General features: G+C 42.0%; 21 protein-coding genes and 1 riboswitch. Of the genes, 7 read left to right on the top strand and 14 right to left on the bottom strand.

The annotated features are described in order from the left end of the window. The first annotated feature begins 190 nt into the window (after nucleotides 1-190). Together DSBG_RS15805 and DSBG_RS15800 are read left to right on the top strand one after the other, a co-directional pair. Complete coding sequence (locus tag DSBG_RS15805) at nucleotides 191-502, top strand: zinc-ribbon domain containing protein (RefSeq protein WP_009620602.1); 312 nt, start codon at nucleotides 191-193, stop codon at nucleotides 500-502. 492 nt (nucleotides 503-994) lie between these two features. Next, entirely contained in the window at nucleotides 995-1,747 is a 753-nt protein-coding gene (locus tag DSBG_RS15800; RefSeq protein WP_068965247.1) for a CAP domain-containing protein, read from the top strand. Nucleotides 1,748-1,860: 113 nt separating this feature from the next. Here DSBG_RS15800 and DSBG_RS15795 read toward each other — a convergent pair whose 3' ends face one another. The 9 genes from DSBG_RS15795 to DSBG_RS15755 form a co-directional block, all read right to left on the bottom strand. Next, on the bottom strand, nucleotides 1,861-2,202 hold the full coding sequence (locus DSBG_RS15795; protein ID WP_068965246.1) for a MazG-like family protein: 342 nt from the start codon (nucleotides 2,200-2,202) through the stop codon (nucleotides 1,861-1,863). Nucleotides 2,203-2,305: 103 nt separating this feature from the next. Then, entirely contained in the window at nucleotides 2,306-2,620 is a 315-nt protein-coding gene (locus DSBG_RS24215; RefSeq protein ID WP_348980980.1) for a CC/Se motif family (seleno)protein, read from the bottom strand. A gap of 63 nt (nucleotides 2,621-2,683) precedes the next feature. Next, the gene (locus DSBG_RS15785; RefSeq protein WP_068965244.1) at nucleotides 2,684-4,963 is read right to left on the bottom strand and encodes a xanthine dehydrogenase family protein molybdopterin-binding subunit; all 2,280 of its coding nucleotides are present in this window, start codon (nucleotides 4,961-4,963) and stop codon (nucleotides 2,684-2,686) included. Beyond that, on the bottom strand, nucleotides 4,960-5,415 hold the full coding sequence (locus DSBG_RS15780) for a (2Fe-2S)-binding protein (protein ID WP_068965243.1): 456 nt from the start codon (nucleotides 5,413-5,415) through the stop codon (nucleotides 4,960-4,962). The genes DSBG_RS15785 and DSBG_RS15780 overlap by 4 nt, the downstream gene beginning before the upstream one ends. Further along, nucleotides 5,393-6,202 (bottom strand): FAD binding domain-containing protein, encoded by an 810-nt coding sequence (locus DSBG_RS15775; protein ID WP_068965242.1) that lies wholly within the window; start codon nucleotides 6,200-6,202, stop codon nucleotides 5,393-5,395. The genes DSBG_RS15780 and DSBG_RS15775 overlap by 23 nt, the downstream gene beginning before the upstream one ends. A 186-nt stretch (nucleotides 6,203-6,388) precedes the next feature. After that, a riboswitch (purine riboswitch) is annotated at nucleotides 6,389-6,490 on the bottom strand. 95 nt (nucleotides 6,491-6,585) lie between these two features. Beyond that, nucleotides 6,586-7,053, bottom strand: a complete 468-nt coding sequence (locus DSBG_RS15770) for a MarR family winged helix-turn-helix transcriptional regulator (RefSeq protein ID WP_068965241.1) — start codon at nucleotides 7,051-7,053, stop codon at nucleotides 6,586-6,588. After that, nucleotides 7,016-8,641: a DHA2 family efflux MFS transporter permease subunit gene (locus tag DSBG_RS15765; protein ID WP_083236919.1), complete on the bottom strand. Its 1,626-nt coding sequence runs from the start codon at nucleotides 8,639-8,641 to the stop codon at nucleotides 7,016-7,018. The genes DSBG_RS15770 and DSBG_RS15765 overlap by 38 nt, the downstream gene beginning before the upstream one ends. A gap of 15 nt (nucleotides 8,642-8,656) precedes the next feature. Further along, nucleotides 8,657-9,310, bottom strand: coding sequence for an HlyD family secretion protein (locus DSBG_RS15760; RefSeq protein ID WP_068965240.1), 654 nt, complete (start codon nucleotides 9,308-9,310; stop codon nucleotides 8,657-8,659). Nucleotides 9,311-9,326: 16 nt separating this feature from the next. Continuing rightward, nucleotides 9,327-10,295 (bottom strand): HlyD family secretion protein, encoded by a 969-nt coding sequence (locus DSBG_RS15755; RefSeq protein ID WP_068965239.1) that lies wholly within the window; start codon nucleotides 10,293-10,295, stop codon nucleotides 9,327-9,329. 256 nt (nucleotides 10,296-10,551) lie between these two features. On the opposite strand from DSBG_RS15755, the gene DSBG_RS15750 reads away from it, so the two are divergent. Further along, complete coding sequence (locus DSBG_RS15750) at nucleotides 10,552-10,782, top strand: hypothetical protein (protein ID WP_068965238.1); 231 nt, start codon at nucleotides 10,552-10,554, stop codon at nucleotides 10,780-10,782. A 112-nt stretch (nucleotides 10,783-10,894) separates the two neighbouring features. Here DSBG_RS15750 and DSBG_RS15745 read toward each other — a convergent pair whose 3' ends face one another. After that, nucleotides 10,895-11,164 carry a hypothetical protein gene (locus DSBG_RS15745; protein ID WP_068965237.1) on the bottom strand — a complete coding sequence of 90 codons (270 nt, stop codon included), beginning with the start codon at nucleotides 11,162-11,164 and terminating at the stop codon, nucleotides 10,895-10,897. A gap of 80 nt (nucleotides 11,165-11,244) precedes the next feature. Next, entirely contained in the window at nucleotides 11,245-12,117 is an 873-nt protein-coding gene (locus tag DSBG_RS15740; protein WP_068965236.1) for a DMT family transporter, read from the bottom strand. A gap of 319 nt (nucleotides 12,118-12,436) precedes the next feature. Between DSBG_RS15740 and DSBG_RS15735 the strand changes: the two genes are divergently transcribed. From DSBG_RS15735 to cax, 4 genes are all read left to right on the top strand, one after another. After that, on the top strand, nucleotides 12,437-12,844 hold the full coding sequence (locus DSBG_RS15735; RefSeq protein WP_009622531.1) for a hypothetical protein: 408 nt from the start codon (nucleotides 12,437-12,439) through the stop codon (nucleotides 12,842-12,844). Nucleotides 12,845-13,036: 192 nt separating this feature from the next. After that, nucleotides 13,037-14,038: a methyl-accepting chemotaxis protein gene (locus DSBG_RS15730; protein WP_068965235.1), complete on the top strand. Its 1,002-nt coding sequence runs from the start codon at nucleotides 13,037-13,039 to the stop codon at nucleotides 14,036-14,038. Between the two features lie 552 nt (nucleotides 14,039-14,590). Continuing rightward, nucleotides 14,591-15,001, top strand: a complete 411-nt coding sequence (locus tag DSBG_RS15725; protein WP_068965234.1) for a YidH family protein — start codon at nucleotides 14,591-14,593, stop codon at nucleotides 14,999-15,001. A gap of 179 nt (nucleotides 15,002-15,180) precedes the next feature. Then, nucleotides 15,181-16,215, top strand: a complete 1,035-nt coding sequence (gene cax / locus DSBG_RS15720) for a calcium/proton exchanger (RefSeq protein ID WP_068965233.1) — start codon at nucleotides 15,181-15,183, stop codon at nucleotides 16,213-16,215. 80 nt (nucleotides 16,216-16,295) lie between these two features. Here cax and dmpI read toward each other — a convergent pair whose 3' ends face one another. From dmpI to DSBG_RS15705, 3 genes are all read right to left on the bottom strand, one after another. Further along, on the bottom strand, nucleotides 16,296-16,490 hold the full coding sequence (gene dmpI / locus DSBG_RS15715) for a 4-oxalocrotonate tautomerase DmpI (protein WP_068965232.1): 195 nt from the start codon (nucleotides 16,488-16,490) through the stop codon (nucleotides 16,296-16,298). Between the two features lie 452 nt (nucleotides 16,491-16,942). Then, nucleotides 16,943-17,611 carry an acetate uptake transporter gene (locus tag DSBG_RS15710; RefSeq protein WP_068965231.1) on the bottom strand — a complete coding sequence of 223 codons (669 nt, stop codon included), beginning with the start codon at nucleotides 17,609-17,611 and terminating at the stop codon, nucleotides 16,943-16,945. A gap of 582 nt (nucleotides 17,612-18,193) precedes the next feature. Beyond that, on the bottom strand, nucleotides 18,194-19,771 hold the full coding sequence (locus DSBG_RS15705) for an ASKHA domain-containing protein (RefSeq protein WP_068965230.1): 1,578 nt from the start codon (nucleotides 19,769-19,771) through the stop codon (nucleotides 18,194-18,196). Between the last annotated feature and the right edge of the window lie 85 nt (nucleotides 19,772-19,856).

The following is a 19,856-nucleotide window of genomic DNA, read 5'->3' as shown; positions in this document are numbered from 1 at the left end:
GATTATAGGGCTTCTCTCTTCGTTTTTTGGTGGATTTATTTTAATGCTTGACTTCAATTAATCTCATCTGCTGTTGAATGATAAAAAGCTAAAACAGTGGTTATACTTTAATATCGCTGCAATTACAGGAAGCTAACTACTTCCTCAATATTGACAGATAATCCATAACTAAAATGAAGAGGTGTTTTTAATGTTTACAGACAAAGTTTTAACTTGCAGGGACTGTGGTCGGGAATTTATTTTCTCGGCGTCAGAACAGGATTTCTTCGCTGAAAAGGGGTTTACTAATGAACCTGGAAGATGCCCTGAATGTCGCGCGGCTAAGAAAGCCCAAAACCGACCTTCTGGCGGAGGATATAATAACTACCGTACAGAGCGCCAAATGTATCCAGCCGTCTGCGCTGAATGCGGCAAAGAAACGACAGTACCTTTCCAACCATCAGGCGATAAGCCTGTGTATTGCCGAGAATGCTTCCATCCTACTCCGCGCAACAATTGGTAAGCTTCCTTCTGAAAAACCTCATCGGTCACATCCGGTGGGGTTTTCCATTCACCCTAACCTTTCACTTAATCCTACGCAACTTTGTTTGCCTCTCAGGTTTTGACAAAGGATACGATTTGGGTATTTTGGTTTTCCTTCTTCCCTCTGATCTAAGACGCCGTTTTCCCGACCAATAGCCAAATAATACTATAATCACCAAAGCAATAATTATCGGCAAATAGCTCATATGCACACACCCTTCTAAACCATACAATAGGATTTGAAATCATGCAAATGCCTTTAACAACCTTCGCCAAAGCAAATCTTACGTTTGTATTCAAACTATCATTACCGCTAATATATTGTCAACGCTAACTGAAAAGTCTGGTTTACATAATCTAGCTTTTGAGCTTGCCACTTGAATATATTTCCTTAATTTAACTCGATTAAATATACACCGATTCCGTAGAATAGTAACTGAAAACATAACTCTGAGCATAAAGGAGACAACAAATGAAACAAAGTAAAGTATTTTTCACAATCATTCTGGCAACCATTCTTATTTTGACTGCTTCTCCCACTTCAATTAATGCTCAAACTCAATTTAGCCGCACCAATATACCTGCCAAGATCTCCATTACCACTTCTGCAGCCAATGTAAGATCGGGCCCAGGAACAAATTTCCTTAAAGTTGGTTTAGTATACCGGGGTCAGATTGTTGAGTGTCTTGGTAAGCTTGGAACATGGTGGGTTGTTCATTTGCCAAATGATGTCGTGGGCTTAATCTCCGGAGATCTGTCCAAAGCTTACTATCCAGCAACTGCTCCAACTCCAGCACCAACGCCAGCTCCGTCACCAAGTCCTCCCCCTTCACAGGTCCAACTTACGGCTGATCAGCAACATATGCTTGACCTGATTAATCAGGAACGTTCTAAAGCAGGTGTGGTACAATTAAAAATTGACCCTCAGTTGCAAAAGATGGCTCAAACAAAATCGAATGAGATGGTCACCAAGTCATATTTCAGCCACACTTCACCTACTTATGGTTCCCCCTTTGACATGATGAAAACATTTGGGATTAATTATACTTCAGCGGGCGAGAATATAGCCGGAAATTCATCGGTCGATGCGGCACATACAGCTCTAATGAATGATCCTCCTCACAAAGAGAATATCCTAAATTCTTCTTTCAACTACATTGGTATTGGGATTACTACCAGCCCTGCTTACGGGAAAATATTCGTGCAAGATTTTATTGGACGATAGGAGGAATTAAAAACAAGGCTTGAACTTATTATATTCAGCCTTGTTTTTAACTTTTACCTTATATAAAAAAATAGAGACTACCTGCGTTCTTATACATAAATAGCTTCTATACTTTAATCACAATATCCCTTATGCCGTAATTTTGTAATATGTTCTTGCAAAATAGACTCCAAATCTATGCCATATTGCTCTTCCAGAACAAACATCATTGTCACAGCTGTCTGAGCTACATCTACCAGTTCGCGGGCTACCATCTGCATGGCTTCTTCTTCTTCCAGACGTTGTCGTTCCCCACTCAGTCCTCTAAGCTTACCTATAGCTTGAGCTAACTCTCCGGATTCTTCCATAATCTTCAGTGCTGTACTTTCCAAGGAAGGACTTAAGCGGTTCAAGCGAGGAAGTGTCACGGTCTTGGAAACGTGCAGGTCTTCGCCTAATTTATTTCTTGGATTCATTTTTCCATTCCCCCTGATTCGTGATTATCCATGAATTACACCGAATCGACTCAAAAGCAGGCTGAAAGCAGTGCCTTCAGCCCTTCATTTTTGCATCGGATTCTTATAAGTCTTCTAACTCCAACCATTTAAAGAATAATAGTTTTCTGAGTTTAATTTGAATTTTTCCAGGGTGACCATCTTTTATTTTAAACCTTGACGAACAGTAGATCTTAATTGCATCATTTTCTATAACTTCAAATCTGTCTTTTTCATCAGCAGGGGGCTCTCCGATAGAGATTTTCGGCACGTAACTACCTGTTACGTTTTTGGTCGAACAAGCTCATCCCCCTAAGGCTGGCTGCATTTTCATGTCAATTACCATCGAACCCGATTTGAGCTTGATATATTGCCTTGCATCTTCATCAATTATAAACACAATTATACCTCCCACCAGTTACGGAAATCTCGGGATATCCTAATAACTCTATAATGATTCTCATTATGATTTTTGCATACCTAAAAATACTTTTTCAGACGTAATGGGTAAATGATTTATTTTAACCCCCACAGCATTGTAAACCGCATGGACAATGGCTGGCGATGGGGTATTCGCCACCACTTCCCCAATGGATTTAGCCCCGAAAGGACCTGTGGGCTCAAAGCTCTCTTCAAACGCTATCCGAACTTTCCCGATATCCTTGCGGCAGGGAATTTTATACTGCATGAAGGAGTTGGTCGCCATTTTACCTAATTCGTCATATCTTACCTCTTCATAGAGGGCCATTCCAATTCCTTGGGCAATCCCACCTTCAGCTTGCATCCTTGCTAGGTTCGGGTTAATCACGGTCCCACAGTCTACAACCGCAACATAGTCGATCAACTCCACTTTTCCTGTTTCTTGATCGACTTCCACCTCTGCAAAGCCGGCTACATACGGTGGGGGTGAAACTTCACTTCCATGAGTGGCATAGCCCACCAATTGAAGTTTCCCTGCGCCTAGGATGGTAAGTTCAGCTAGTTTGGCCAGACTAATCTCTTGCTCTCCGCTGACTGAGCGGACGGCCAGTCCATTCATTTCGGCGTCTTCTAGAGAAACCCCTAGAAACTTCGCTCCCTGCTCCAGTATTTTTTTCTTTAATTCCGTTGCAGCTTTGATGGTCGCTGTGCCGGCAACATAGGTGGTACTGGAGGCGTAGGACCCTGGATCAAAGGGAGATGTATCGGTATCCCCTGCACTAACAATAATATTCTCCATCGGGACTTCAAGAATCTCAGCGGCCATCTGGCTGAGAATGGTATCACATCCAGTCCCCATGTCCGTTGCGCCCGTAAGGAGAGTGAAATTACCGTCATCGTTTAGTCTAATTTCAATCGATGCAGTACCGATATTGGCAATCCCCGAGCCCTGCATCGTGACCGCCATTCCTACAGCTCTTACTTTATTTTGACCTATTTCTCGAGATGGAAATTTGTCCTGCCAGCCGATCAGCTCTTTGCCCTTTTCGATACACCGATCTAGGGACGTGCTGCCTAGTAAAACACCTTGTCCGGTCAGGAAAGTTTCCCCTTCTTTACTGATATTTTTTAACCGAACCTCCGTTGGATCCAACCCTAATTGTTCCGCCAAACTGTTAACGGTCGATTCCAAGGCGAATGTTCCCTGAGTTGCTCCATACCCTCTGAAAGCCCCTGCGGGCATTTTATTGGTGTACACAGCATTTCCGGTAATTCGAACAGCCCGTGTTTTATTATAAAGCGGCAGAGTATAATGGCCCACACAACTTAAGACAGTGGCGGCATGTTCCCCGTACGCTCCTGTATCCGATAAAACCTGCATATCGATCGCTCTAATTAGGCCTTCTCGATCTGCTCCCAGCTTAACCTTCAATCTCATGGCATGACGACTGGTCGTGCAGCTAAAGGTTTCCTTTCTGTCATACGTAATGATCGCTGGTTTCCCTGTCTTCAAAGTTACTATAGCCGTGAAGACCTCTACTGCACCCGTTTGCTTCCCTCCAAAGCCACCACCGATTCTCGGCTTCATCACCCTGATTTTGCTCGCGGGAATCTGCAAAGCTCTCGCTAACTGTCTTCTGATATGAAAGGGAATCTGAGTTGAACTGACAACTACCAGCCGTCCTGTATGATCCAGGTACGTATAAGCACGGTACGTTTCCATCATGGCATGCGACTGAGCTTGGGGATAATAGACACCCTCGACCACTACGTCACAACGCTTAAATTCTTCCTCGACGTCTCCCACTTCTTCTGTAAAGGAGGAAGCAACATTCTTTTCCTTTTGTAACCCAATGTTAAAGTTACAAGACAAATCTTCTTCAGGATGAACGACTGTGGAATGTCCTAAGGCCTGCTCAAAATCTAAAACAGGTTTCAACACCTCATAATCCACTTTGATTCTCTTCAGAGCCTGAAGCGCTGTCTTCTCATCCACTGCTGCGACAATGGCCACTTCGTCTCCAACATAGCGTACCATTTCATCAAGAATCAAACGATCATAGGGCGAGGGCTCGGGATATGATTGTCCCGCTAAGGTAAATCGTCCGGCCGGAACATCCTTAAAGGTGAGAATACATTCTACGCCCTCCATCTTCTCTGCTCGGGATATATCAATCGAATTAATCTTAGCAAAGGCATGCGGGCTTCTTAAAATTTTCACCACTAAAGCATTGGGTGTTGCTAGATCTTGGGTATACACTGGTTTTCCGGTGGCGATAGCCATTCCATCGATTTTACGAATGCTTTGACCGACACTTTTCATCCTTCTACCACCCCCAGATAGGTCTTAACAGCTCTTAGCTGTCCCATATAGCCCGTGCAGCGACACAAATTGCCTGTAAGATAGTGGATAATTTCATCTTCTGAAGGATTAACCAATTCGTTTTTCATAGCCAACACATTCATGATGAAGCCCGGGCTGCAAAAGCCACACTGCTCTGCCCCTTCTGCAGTGAGTATCCGAGCAAATTCCTCCGCTTGCTTGGGAACTCCTTCAATTGTTGTGATTTTTTTACCATGAACTCTCAAGGAAAGGAGCGAACAAGACAGCACTGACTTATCATCAACCCAGACCGTGCAAAGTCCGCAACAGCTTGTTTCACAAGCCTTCTTAACACTCAGGAATCCATGGGATCTTAAGGTATCCGCTAGAAATTCGTCCTTTTCTACATCCCAGGTCACCAATTTATCGTTAATTGTCACTTCGATTTGCATGTAGTACCTCCATTATTCCCCTCTTGACGAGTACCTGACAGAGAACCTTGCGATACTCCGATGTCCCTCTCGTATTCGTTCCAAAAGATAACTCTTCTGATGCTTTTTGCGCTGCACCCTCGATCTCCTCAACACTAAGTTTACCTTTTGATAAAGCTGCAGAAGCTCTTACTGCTATCGCTGCTTTACTTGGCCTAGCTCCTACAACGATTGTCCATTGATTTTCGAGCATAGAAACTGCGACGTTTATGACTGCATAATCGCTAGCTGATTTCCTTAAATTCAGGTATGCTGCTTTGCGGTTGTTTTTCTTAATCCATACTTTCACTAAAATGTCTTTCTCATGGGGCTTGTTTAGAAAGTCTACTAAGGGCATTCTCCCCCCCTTATATAACTCAACTTCAGTGTCTAAAGCTAATAAGGCCGTGATTAAATCGGAAAAACCGTATTTAGAATAAACCGAAGCACCCACTGTAACGCCGTTTCTAAATTGCACTCCGATAATATTATGAACTGATTTGGGAAGCACCCCATTAAAATACTCTCTTAACTGGGTGTGAGTCTCAATCTCTCTTAGGCTTGTCATGGCTCCAATTTCAATAAAACTAGCCTGCTCCCTAATATAGCTTAGATTCAGGTTAGTCAGGTCAATAGCTGTGCCGATTCGTTTTGAACCCATTTTTAAGAAAGCACAGCCCCCAAGAATTGTATTATTTCGTTTATCAGACAGAATCTGATAAGCTTCTGCTAGGTTGTCGGGTTGAACTAAATCCACTAATGTAAACACCCTAACCCCTCCTTACATATATACTCCGGAATATCGCACTAAAAACGAAAAACCAAGCGGACAGCCTTCACCTCAAATGAGTGAGAGAAACCTGCCCGCCTGGATTTCAGTCCTTTCGGGGTAATCCAAAAACGAAGTAAAGACTTACTCAAAAAGCCTTTGGATCTGTACCACTTGACTCTTAATCTTAGGTACACTTTCGCTCATAGTCGGACCATTTACGGCAGTCCGGTAGAAACTTGCAGACCTTATCTCTGCTACTATATGAACATTAATTTATTTATTCTATCGTGTTTTCATTTTACAAGAAGTTCCGACATAGGTCAACACTTTTTCGAACGTTTTCTGCTGTAATGACGAAATCGTTCGAAGTCTCAACGAGTTTAGGAGTGCTTATCATTTTTATTAATTAATGTATAGAGTATCTCCAGTCCTGAGATTATTTTTTCTATATCCTCTTCACTGGCCTCCTTAAGGATATCAGCAAAATATTTGTTCATTAACTCTTTCAGCACATTATTTGTTTCAAATTCCGGCGATAACGAAAGTCGCACAATGCGCCGATTATTTTCTGGAATTTCTCTGATGATTACCCCCTGCCCAACTAGCCGATCCACAATCCCTGAAACTGTACTTTTAGACAGACCCAAATAGTCACTTAGTTCATTCAAGGTTGAAAAAGGGTTCTTGTGCAGTCCATGAATCAGTCCAATTTGAGGACCGGTAAAGCCATATTGCCTGGATTTTTCACACATCTGATTCCTGTAGATTTTATGAATGGATTTAAAAAGGAATATAACTCGTTCAGAAGGATTACTCCATAAATCCAGCAATTCTAGTTTCTGATTCATGTGTTACCTTCTCCCCTACTAATCTCTCTAACTCTCGTTTCTTAGTCGTTTTCTTACTGCTCATCATTAGAACTAGGATAACTCCAACCAAAATCGCAGGTACTGTTGATGCAATCGCATAACCGATGGCATCCAGATAGGCCTGACCATAAAGCATTCTCCCAATTGTTGATAAGGCCGACCCGTGAGCATTCCCCTGGGATAACCCAGATTTCATAAAAACCCCCTGTAGTACGTTGGTGATATAGCTCGACGTATGATTGAACGGGGTTATCTGCTCAGTGAATCTGGCATAGTTAATATTAGACTTATTTGATATTTCTGAGGTGATAAAGGTTATTGCTAGAGCTTGAATGATACATCGGACGGTGCTGGACAGTGCCGTTCCATTTCCGTACAGATGTCTGGGTATGGCATTCATTCCAGCGGTAGCTACAGGCATCATTGAAAATCCAAGTCCAATTCCCCGAATTGTAGAAATTAACGTAATAGTCGTTGCTGGCGTATCCATGGTAAACATCGACATTTGATAGGTTGTTGCGGCAACTAACAAGAGTCCCGGAACCGTTACCACCTTTGCCCCAAACTTGTCAAAAAGAGTGCCACTAATCGGCATCATGAACGCGGAAGCAAGTGCCGAGGGAAAAAGTATTAAGCCTGTTTCCATTGCTGTGTATCCTCTTAAATTTTGCAAAAACAAGGGCAAGACATATATGCCGCTCATCATAGCCAGCATCGTTACACCTGTAGAAATCTGACTGAGCGAAAAGTCATATATTTTAAACAACCGTAAATCCAGCAAAGGGGCGGGATGCATCAATTCGTTAACAGTGAATATGAGGAGACTGAAACATCCTAAGGCAAGAATTAGCGGAAATTTAATATTTCCCCAGTCAATAGAACTACCTTCGCCGAGGACATACAAGAGACTGACAATTCCTACAATGACCGAAAAAAATCCAATGTAATCAAAATTTCCTTTATAGGGCTTAAGCGTTGTCTCTTTCAGTAAAAAACCCGCAAAGAAAATACCCACGACGCCTATTGGAACATTAACATAAAAAATAAAGCGCCAATCCATATATTGGATGATGTAGCCGCCTAATGTAGGTCCGATGGCGGGTGCAGACATTGACGCAATACCCCAAAAACCTAAGGCCTTACCACGTTCACTGATCGAAAATATCTGCATAATGTAGGACATTCCGACAGGCATAATAGCACCGCCGCCCACTGCTTGTAAAACTCGAAAGACGACCATAGCATTATTACTCCAAGCAAAGCCGCACAAAAAAGAACCTAAAGTAAAAATTGCCAAGGCACCTATAAATAGTTTCTTAATCCCAAACGTATCACTTAGGAACCCTGTAATAGGGATAATTGCTCCCATTGCCAAAGTATATCCAGTTAAAATCCACTTTGCGGAATCCAAATCTGCTCCGAAAACATTCATCATCTTGGGAAGAGCGATATTTACGATACTGCTGTCCAGCATGACCATAAATGTACCTATCACAACAACAAACAAGGCAGACCACTTATAGGCATCGTCACCTGCACTTTCTTGAATGTTATGTTGTTCAGTCATATTCATTTCTCCTCATCACTTTATGTGAATATTGACGATGGCATTCGTCCCTGGCAGCAAGGTATTATCGCTTTTATCAAACTCGATTTTCACAGGTATTTTCTGAACTACTTTGGTAAACGTTGCACTTGTTGAGGAAGGAAGTAAAGCAAAGGTAGAATTTGATGCTTGACCTACGTATTTTACTTTGCCAGTGAATTTCTTATTGCCAAATTGGTCAATGGTGATATCTACTTTTTGGCCCTGCCTTAAATTTCCCAGTTTTGTTTCTTCAATATTAGCAGTGATATACAGCTTATTAGGATCGATCAGCATCGCAACGGTTTGTCCCGGGGAAATAACCTCGCCAACCGTTCCTTGCTTTTTTATAACAATACCACTGATAGGCGCCCTGAAAACGGATTGGTCTATATTCGTTTCCTCAGGATTACTCATTCCCTGGCGACCTAGGATCTGGTCTTTAATAACGGCATCTCCCTCTTCAACATTTAATTCCAAAAGCTTGCCGGAAATCTGTGGACCCACGCTTACTAGGTCACCCATTACTTTTGCATCCTCGGTTGAGACGAAATAAGTATTTTCGTACCAATAATACGCTCCGATAGCCGCGAACGCAGCCACCATCACGGCAAGGATTATGTAGATTATCTTTTTACGTTTTTCAATCATTTGATCCCACCTACCCTTATTTTTTAAGTCCTATTTCTGCCAGCATTCCAGATTTCAAGACTGAATCCGGATTATTTAATTTGATTTTTACTAAAACTGTTCTGCTGCGAGAATCAATTACAGGATCCACAACAGAGACTTCCCCTGAAAATTCTTTATCCGGAACTTCTGATACTTTCACGATAACTGCCTGTCCAGCTTTCACACTACCAATAAGTCCTGCCGGTAGAGAGGCATTGATGTATATGGAATCAAGATTTACGACTGAAACCAGATTTGCTCCAGGAGTAGCCAATTCTCCGACATTGATATTTTTTTCACTAACAGTTCCAGAAACAGGAGAGAGGATAGTTCCATAGGCAAGTTGAGCTTTGGTCAGGTCCAACGCTGCTTGGGCCTGTTTGACCTGGGCTTGCAATACATTTAACGATTCTTGGGTTTCTCCTTTAGTTAGGATATCCAATTGGTTTTGTGCCGAGTCGTACTGAGCCTGTGCACCGGCCAACTGCGTCTGAGATGCTTCAAATTGCGACTGTGATATTCCACCAGCAGCAAGAAGTTGTTGGTTTCGATCAAAATTCGATTTGGTATTTTGATAACTTGTTTTCGCGCTGTCTAAAGCAGCCTGAGCTTGGGCTATTTGCTCAGGTCGCGCTCCTGTCTGTGCCTTAACCAAATTGGCTTGAGCGGTATTAACTCCAGCTTGAGCCTGAGCTACCTGCGCTTCAATATCTTTCGTGTCCAGCGTAATAATTGGGTCACCTTTTTTCACAGCAGAACCTACTTCGATAGGGATAGTAGTTACCTTGGCAGGAATCTTAGTCGTAATTACAGCTTTTTCATTGGCGTCAATTATTCCCGCCATCACAAAGACCGACTTACTCGCTTGAACATTGGCCGTTGCTTGCGCCTGTGTTTGGCCTGTCGTACTGCAGCCTGTAAGCCCCACAACCATTGTTAAAATAATGACAGCAATTCTTTTCATTACAATCCCCCTTGTGTTTGCTCGACAACCGTTCGTACACGTACGATTATAAAGTATGGTTAAATTTACATCGAAATTTATACTCTGTCAATACCTTATTTCAATGTTTGTTCCATTCATTTAAGCTTCCTAATCTAGAAGCACGGATTGTGGAACCAGACAAATTGTATACACCATATAATGAGATCATATATTGGTATTTAATGGAAAATACAGAAAATATAGCAGTAAGCTTTATTAGGAGTGATTAATATGAATGGCTGGAATCAAGGAAATAAATGGAGCACAGGGAGCAAAGAGAACCATTGGGATCGTTGGGACCATAAAGGCCATTGGCATCGTTGGGACCATAAGGGCCATTGGGATCGTTGGGATCGTTGGGACCATCGAAACCATGGAGACCACTGGCCTCGGGACCATCGGCGCCCTAGATGGCGACCTGATGGCGGAATTCATCATAACTAACCCTCGTACGGAACTCTTATGACCATGAGAGCCCTCAGCAAAGCCGAGGGCTCTTTCCTAATATAAACTTCTTTATACCCTTTGAACTCTTCCAAGGGTGGTACAAGTTTGTCCTGTTTAGTGATTAAAGGTAATTAATCGGATACCGCCTGCAAAGTCCGCTGCATTTTGACATATTCGGCTTCCGCCTCATCTTCATCAATAAACCAGCGAAACCCCTTTTCCGGAGACTCACTGTTAAATGTATGAATCAAACCACCGGTTAAAGCCCCCTTGCCCCAGGCCACAAAAAATTGAGCGGGAGAATTAACCGGATTAACCCCCGAACCAAAATAGATAGGGATCCCGTTAACCTCAGTGTGCTCAAAGACATTAGCCTTGGTCGTTCCACACGGATTATCCATCGTCCATCTTCCTTCCGCGCTAATTTTCCGATGGCTAGCCGCCACTGAGTGCTCCCTATTTTAGTGGTTGCTTCTCGCCATCATGACTCTTTGACTACCAGAAAAACTCCACTCAGAATTAATATCGCTCCGATCCAAAATGTAATTCCAACACGTTCTCCAAGGAAAAGCCAAGCCAATATGGTACCTGCAATAGGCTGAAAGAAAAAGTAAAGACCTCCACTGCCTGCATCGACCATTTGCAACCCTTTGTTCCACAGAAAGAAAGCAGCAGCTGTAGCAACAATACCTAGATACAAAACTCCGCTCCAAATAGCTGGTTGTGAGAGAGCATAGATCTGGGCTTGGTCTAACTGGGAAAAAGCAAACGGTGTTATTAGCACTGTCGCTATTAAAATAGCGTAAGTGGTAACGACAAGTTGAGAATAACTACTGGGGATTCGTTTTATCAGCACAGACATTAATGCCCAAGATAAAGCAGCTATCCCTAACACCATACCACCAAGCTGATTTGCATCTCCTATATCTCCAACTCCTACTATGCATAATACACCAATCATAGCTATGCAAGTTGACAACCCTTTTCGAAAAGTGATCTTTTCTTTCAGTAAAAGACGAGCAAATATAACCATTAACGCTGGTGTAGCCGAGGTAATCATAGCTCCCATTTGAGCGGATGAGAGCTTCGTTCCAACAAACTGAGTCCAGATTGAAATGTCATAACCAATCACTCCGATTGCTAGAATATGGGGGAAATCCTGCCTACGAATACGCCAAGATTGGCGAGTGACAATTCCGACCATTATAAGTGTGATAAGAGCCACTACATAGCGAAGCCAAACTAACTCTATCGGCTGGATGACTGTAAGCACAACTTTACTAACAACATACATGCCACCCCAAATTGTTGCAGCTGTAGCTAGGTATATTGAACCCAGATGTTTTTTTGTCATTTATTTTCCTCCGTACTTCAATCTGTTCAAGACCGAAGTTCAACAGGAACATCATTTTCAAACAATGGTTTTAAAAACACCTTCATCACCTCCACAATTACAATTCAATTTGTGATAGCATTTTTCCTTCACGACAATCTAAAAAGCATTGATTACATACCCATAGCTATATTCCATTTGAGGAACTAAGGCTAAGGCAGTATAACGTACTATTTACACCAACAGACTTTCAAGAGTAAAACAAGTAAGCTATAATAGACAACACAATATTACTTTTTTTCGAGCGGGTAAAGATAATTTTATCTAGAGGGGGATTAAGATGTTTACTCAAGCTTACACACCTGAACAATCAGCCTTTGGCAAACTTGAAAATGGACGCGATGTGCTTATTCTATATGTAAAGGAATTTAGTAAAGAAGTTAAAGCGATTAATCAATCCGGTCTGTCAGGGTATACCTATAATTGGTTTGCAACTGAACACAAGGATGCCTATGTCCTCCAAGTAACTTGGGAGAATGAAATCCACATTACTATTCGCTTCAACTCTCAGCATTTCGGCCTTATTCACCAATTACTTCAACCAAAGGACGTTATCCTTACTACAACTCCGATATCTGAACTTATGGAGAATGCCCAAAAAAACGCTTATAACTTTCTTGAGTTCAATGACGTGCTCACGTTTAGTGATCTATCCTTTGCTGTTCCTAGTCTAGAGTACTTATCTTAAGCTCTGTAGTTGCGTTTCTCCTCCAACGAAATCTCTTTTCTCGGGAATATCCGCTAAAAATCCTTAAATTAGTCGGGCAAAAAGAAATATGTTGCAATTTCCTACGTCTATCATATAATGAAAATCAGAATTGGCAATGAAGCCTACCTGAGTTTGGGTAGGCTATGTTTATTTTTAAGAGGTGATGTCTACATGTCAAACGACAAACTTGTTATTGATTCTTCCATTCTACTTAGTGAACTTAAAGACGCTAACCAAGAAATGGGGCAAGTCATCGATTCCATCCGCCAAATCGCCCAGCATACCAATCTTTTGTCTCTTAATTCTGCAATCGAAGCGGCAAGAGCCGGCGAAGCGGGTCGAGGCTTTAGCGTGGTAGCGGATGAGATAAAAAAGCTGGCTACGCGCAGTTTAACTTCAACTAAAGAAAGTACCAAAATCATCGAAAATATCCAGAGCAAGGCCAATGAAATAATGGCTGTACGTACAGCCGATGTCGCTTATGACACAATCGATAAAATTGATCGGAACCTTTTTGAACGTAATTGTGATGCCCAAGCATGGGCCGGTTTTGATAAAGTGAAAAACTGCTTTTGCACGACAGATTCCGATCGCTTTTCTGTAGCTAACACGTTACTTAAAAAACTGGTTGACATTTATGAAGTTTATCTAGACCTTTATGTGCTGGATACTGAAGGCACTATCGTCGCAGCTGGTGTCCACCATGAATTCATCGGACAGAACATGGCAGATAAAGTCTGGTTTAAAGACGCCAAAGCTGCAAACGCTATCTCTGTAAGTGATCTTTATCTTTCCAATATTGATAAATCGCATACCGTGGCTTATACATGTCCGATCCGCAGTGACGAAGGTCAGTTATTGGGGTATTTCTCCACCAGGTTTAACTGGAATTTTATTTATGACATTATTGAATCAGCTCGCATCGGTAAGAATGGGGACATATTCATTATCAATAACGATGGCTACGTCATTGCTTGCCGAAACCGCAAGGGTATTCTTTCGGATAATTTGAAGCACCTTAGTGCTGCCCAACTCGCGATGAAAGGCGAAACTTACGGATATATCTTTGAAAAGAATACTTCCGGCACTAAGATTTACGGTTACGCCCATACTCGAGGTTATAACGCTTATAAGGGGAAAAACTGGTCTGCTCTTGTAAGTGAAACTCTCTAAGGCATCTCTGCACCGCAATCAAACCCTTTAGAGCAAGTATTAAGGTGTCGCCTTTTTCCTTCTTAAAACAACAAGCAAATTATTAAAACGGCTTGTCAGCCGTTTTAATAATTTGCTTGTTTGCAATGTTCAACTTTCGAAAAAGCTATCTCAGTGTCAACTTTCCGCCATTGCATGTTTAGACATGCTTTCGTCCTCCTCCAGGTTTTATGAACGACAGGTGGCTATATTTAAGGAAAAGTATTACTAAAACAGCGTCAATTACAATAATAGCAATGACACCTAAAACCATTCACTTTCACTCCTTTTTTTATAATTCATAGATCTCAAGTAAAGATTAACATCGTGTTATCGCCAAGTCTATAGTTGATCTGTATGATCATAATCAATTAATACTATTATTCCATTCCTTAGCTAGCATATAAATCATGTCGTATTATTCAGATCTGTGCAGAATAACTGCAATTCATGATCGGATTTACACCTTACAAATGAATTGTTTTTACAATTATTGTTTTAATTGTTAAACTATTATTATTGGGAGGTAACTGTATGCCAGAAATAATTGAAGAAAAGAAACCTGTAGGTCTTGGTAACCGCCGTGTTCATATGGCAAATGAAAGAACATTTCTTGCGTGGATTAGAACAAGCATTGGGATAATGGCATTCGGTTTTGTTGTGGAGAGATTCGCATTGTTCATAAAACAAATGTCCTACATTTTAAAACAACCAAATATTGAAAGTGCACTACCTCCTTCTCATGGGTATTCAGCAATTGTTGGAATCTTCCTCGTCGGTCTCGGGGCCTTAATGAGCGTGCTTGCTTATATCCGCTATAAGAAGGTCGAGAGACAAATAAACGAAGATACATATCATACATCATCAATACTTAGCATACTGCTTACCATTTCAGTTCTTGCAGTCGGGATCTTCCTTGTAATCTATTTGATTCAAAGCACTTAAACCACGTCTGCTAACCTTATAATATTTGCCACAAGTCTCCCATTAAAACGAAAACAGGTGGTAGCTTAGCTCCCACCCTTGTTATTGCGCCAAAGTATCTGTTCCTTTATTTGACATACGTGCTCAAATAGATTTTAATTGTTTTAGAAATAATAGATTAAATAAAGGAGGTTAAGTTTTTGAAGTTTCTCAATCTGTTACTTTTGGCGATTCCCGCCAGTATTTTCCTTCGACTGTCTGATTATTCGCCTGTCTTACTTTTTGTCGCTGCGGGTTTAAGCATAATTCCACTTGCCGGCTATATGGGGAAAGCCACAGAAGAAATAGCCATCTTTGTTGGTCCCAGAATTGGAGGCTTACTTAATGCTACCTTTGGCAATGCGGCAGAACTGATCATCACCATTTTCGCCCTACAAGCCGGCCTTGTAGAAGTTGTCAAAGCCTCTATAACAGGCTCCATCATCGGTAATCTTCTTCTAGTGTTGGGTTTAAGTATGTTCCTTGGCGGTTTTAAGTATAAGTCTCAAAAATTCAACAGAGCAGCCGCTGGTATGCATACCTCAATGCTCCTTATGGCCGTTACGGGGCTGATCATTCCCGCTGTCTTTCTAAACACACACTCTAATCCTGCTGCAGAGCCCTTAAGTCTTGGGGTTGCTTTTGTCCTGATGCTCGTCTATTTATTAAGTTTACTTTTCTCTCTTCATACACACAAGGATGTTTTTCGGCCTAGTCAAGAACATTCGGAAGATCCAACATGGTCAAAATCGAAAGCTTTGTTGATTTTACTCATTGCTACTTTATTCGTAGTCTTAGAAAGCGAATTTCTGGTGGAAGGAATTGATTCTGTAGTTAAAACTCTGGGGATCAGCGAACTCTTCATTGGAGTTATCGTTATTCCGATCATCGGCAACGCCGCTGAACATTCCACCAGCGTAATAATGGCCCTGAAAAATAAAATGGAAATCAGTCTAGAAATAGCCATTGGCTCAAGCACACAAATTGCGCTCTTTGTTGCCCCTCTGTTAGTATTTCTAGGCTACTTTATGGGCCACCCTCTTGACCTCCTCTTTACCAGTTATGAACTTATAGTCATCATCATGGGGATCGTTATTACCGCAATGATTAATTTGGATGGGCGCTCTAACTGGCTAGAAGGAGCACAGCTTTTGGCAGCGTATGCTATAATGGCTTTAGCCTTCCTTTTTGTGTAGCACGTTTATTAAGTTTAACTTTTCAATTTTAAGAGGAGACGCTCAGGCGTCTCCTCTTAACCTAACCGTCATTTATTGTTTTACTGCTCGCCTAATACCTTACTAAGCATCTTGCCCCCAGTACCCCAGTTATCTAACTCATTTTCTTTAAGCAACACAATAAATTTGTCTTCGGGAATACCTAAAGTCTCACTAGCTACCTTAGTAAAACCACTAATCAGTTGTTCCTTTTGCTCTTTTGTGTATTTGCCTGCTTCCATTTGAATAAATGGCATTGGAATTCCCCCTTAAATTTTCAGAATTTGATATACGCTAATTATAAAATTAAATACCCTGCTTAACAAGGAACTACATAGAACTAGATAAACAAAATCGTTGTGGATTGCTTGGCCTCAGAAAGCCTTTATCCACGGAATCGTAGCTGTACATCTCAGAACTGCCATTCGAAAGAACTTTAGAGCAGGCGTTCCTGTCCGTCATAGGCATACTGCATCTGTTCCCGCATGACGCCGTGACAGTGAAGGGTTGACCATACGGATTGTCCCAGGGGGATGTGTGAAAACTCAGTCTCCAAAATTTCAAGTGGTTATAACAATCAATAAGCGTCCTCATTTCACTATTAAAGTGGAGTGAGGACGCTTGTGTTTTGATGATATAGAAGCAAAAGTGGGGATGTGAAAAATATAGTAACAAGTTTTAGCACAGCCCCATAGTAACTTGATAAATGTTACATTGCCTGCTTAAGATTCTGAGTTTGAGCTGAAGGAGGAGTCGCCTTTTTGATAATATTCCAGGGCTTACCCAATGGTAATATTTCACGGCCGTAGAAGTTCTTGAAAAATATTGCCCCTGAAGCATAGAAACCAACGAGGGAGATAATTAATTCAGACCAGCCAGCTAGTTGGGCAAATGTGGCGACGGGACCCATTTTAAACGATACAGCCGCTAGAGAAATAAATAACACGTCGATGAGCACTAGCATTACAATAAAAGGGAAGTTCACTTCGAAAGCCGCTACAGTAATAAACAGAGAAAAAATCAGGTAACCAACATATACTACTCCCAACATTTTAGGATCAACTGCTGCTTGCATGCCTGGACCAAGCATCCCATTCATAATTGCCATTGAAAAAGCCATACCTACCCAGAAAAAGCCATATGCGCCTAGAACTGTGCCACCGAATACATTACCTTTTTTAAAGTCAATGTTTGCAGCCATAATCTGAACAATTCCACCCAATAATGCTGCCCAGACAACAATTAAAGCAGTTGATTTAGGGTTAGTGAAGCCTAATTTAGCAGAGGATGCGACGAAACACACCAACGATAAACCGAGAACTCCAAACGCTGTAGGATCTGCACCGCTATAAGTAATTTTTACTTCTTGTGTACTCATTAAAATTCTCCCCCTTAGTTTGGACAATTAATACTCCAAATAAATTATAATAATAAATCCGCACAACTTAAAAAACTCTATGCTCCTCCCTCTCAAATTTCTCTTCCCTAACAACTTGGCAATTCATAGCTTAGAATTGCTCTATTCTGAATCTACGGAATAATCTTGCAATTCTTATGCCAAAAAATCATCTTAGATTCAAAATCCTCTGTTTTAAGCAATGACAAGGCTTATAGTTCTTTTTTCCTCATAAATCTCTCATCAAATTTACTTAAGCTGAATGTATATGATTATTTACACCTTTAAATATTAGGCCTTATAACCCGCTTCAGCTCTGACTTCAGTAGTATGTCAACGATTGAATACATGTACCAATTAGTTGGCAGCTTGAATTATCGATTATTTATGAACACGGACTGAAGCTTTCTACACTATTAAGCTCAAGAAGGGAAAGTTATAACCGTCAGTTATGCGTTCTGACAAACATAAAAAGCGCCCCCTTAAAGCCAATTAAAGGGGGCGCCATCAGATCAATTAAGATTTGCGAACGGAATTATCTATTATCTTACCAATATTTCCAGTTCACAAGCGGCGGGCTTGCAGACGTTCCTTGACGCTAGGGTAACGGTCAATGTCCGTGTGGGGCAAGAATTTACTGCCACTAAATTTCTCCATGAAAGCGGGATTGGCATTTAGTTCAAAATATGTGACCTTTGCGGCGATAGCCTCTGCTTCCAGACGTTTGGTGCGAGATAGGAGAACTTGACGGGCTGCTTCTCCAGAACTATTGCCCAAGCGCACAATGGCAGCGCGCGGCAAATCAGGATATAGTCCAATTGTAACGGCTGACTCGATCGGCAAATACTGACCAAACGCTCCGGCAGCATAAAAATGGCTCATTTCCTGCCAAGCACATCCTACATTTTCCATCAAGAAATCTGTTGCCGCGTTGACCGCTGCTTTCGTAGCTATGAAGTTAGTTATATCTATCTGCGTTATGACAATGTCTTCTCCCGTGGCCGATTCTGCAGCAGGGACTACAACAAACGAATCCTTCCCAGTCTGAAAACGGGCAGTCCTATTAATGATGCCGTTGAGGAAAAGTTCGGCAAGTGTGTCCACCAGGCCAGAGCCACAGATGCCGCGGGCAGGGGCATTGTCTATCGTTGTATACTCCACCTTACCCGTCTTCGGATCTATTGAAACACGATCTACGGCTCCTGGTTCCGCCCGCATACCGTAGCTTGTGACACCGCCTTCCAGAGCCGGTCCGGCAGCTCCAGCGCAAGCAACAAGCCACTCTTCGTTGCCCATCACGATCTCACCATTAGTGCCGATGTCAACAAATAGCGAAACGTCTGGCTGTTTGTGCATCCCACTCACTAGGATTCCACCGATGACGTCCCCACCAAGGTAACTGCCTATGCTTGGCAAGCAATAGATAGGGGCTAAGGGATTAATATCCAGCCCTATTTCTCCAGCAGGAATCAAGCCTGGGTTGTTTACAATCGGAGTATAAGGGTCCCGACAAATAGAAGCGGGGTTCAAACCTAGCAAAAGATGAACCATGGTTGTGTTAGCCCCAATGGCCACAGCAGTAATTTTTCCTGTCTCCATTGGCAACGGACAAAGGATTCTAATTAAACCGTTTAGGGTGTCTACTACTGCTTTTTGGAGGCGGGCTAAACCGCCTGGTTCGGCAGCATGACGAATGCGGTTTAGAATATCCTCGCCCAAGACAATTTGAGCGTTATAGTCGGCTGCATGTTTAAGAACCGTGCCGTCACATAGATCAACAAGGTATACAACCACCGTTGTCGTGCCAATATCAATGGCCAACCCGAATTGTTCCTTGGTGGTGTCGCCGGGTTCCAGATCAATTAATTTCCATCCTTGTCCAGTGTCCGCAAGGGTCGCTGTGACTTGCCAATCGGCGCTGCGGCATATGACAGGTACCCTGGGCATAATTGCCAGGGGCACATTAACAGAGCCGTAGCTACGTACCAACGCATGACGCACTTGGTCAACATCTGCCCTATTATCCTGTGGGCTAGGCGGATTAAGAGACAGAAAAACCTTCTGGGTGAGAGGATCTAGATTAGAAAGAGATGTCTGAACCTGATCCGACAGGATAATAGGTTTCGTTTTATCGTTTAACATAAGCTAAACCCTTCTTTTAATTTATTTTCCATAACTGAGCTAACCTTAATTACCCTTATTCCATTATTTAACTAAGTATACTACT

This window comes from Desulfosporosinus cupriresistens (assembly GCF_001707885.1).
Taxonomy (GTDB): domain Bacteria; phylum Bacillota; class Desulfitobacteriia; order Desulfitobacteriales; family Desulfitobacteriaceae; genus Desulfosporosinus.
Note: the sequence above shows the minus strand (reverse complement) of the source record. Positions and strands in the feature narration are given on the sequence as shown.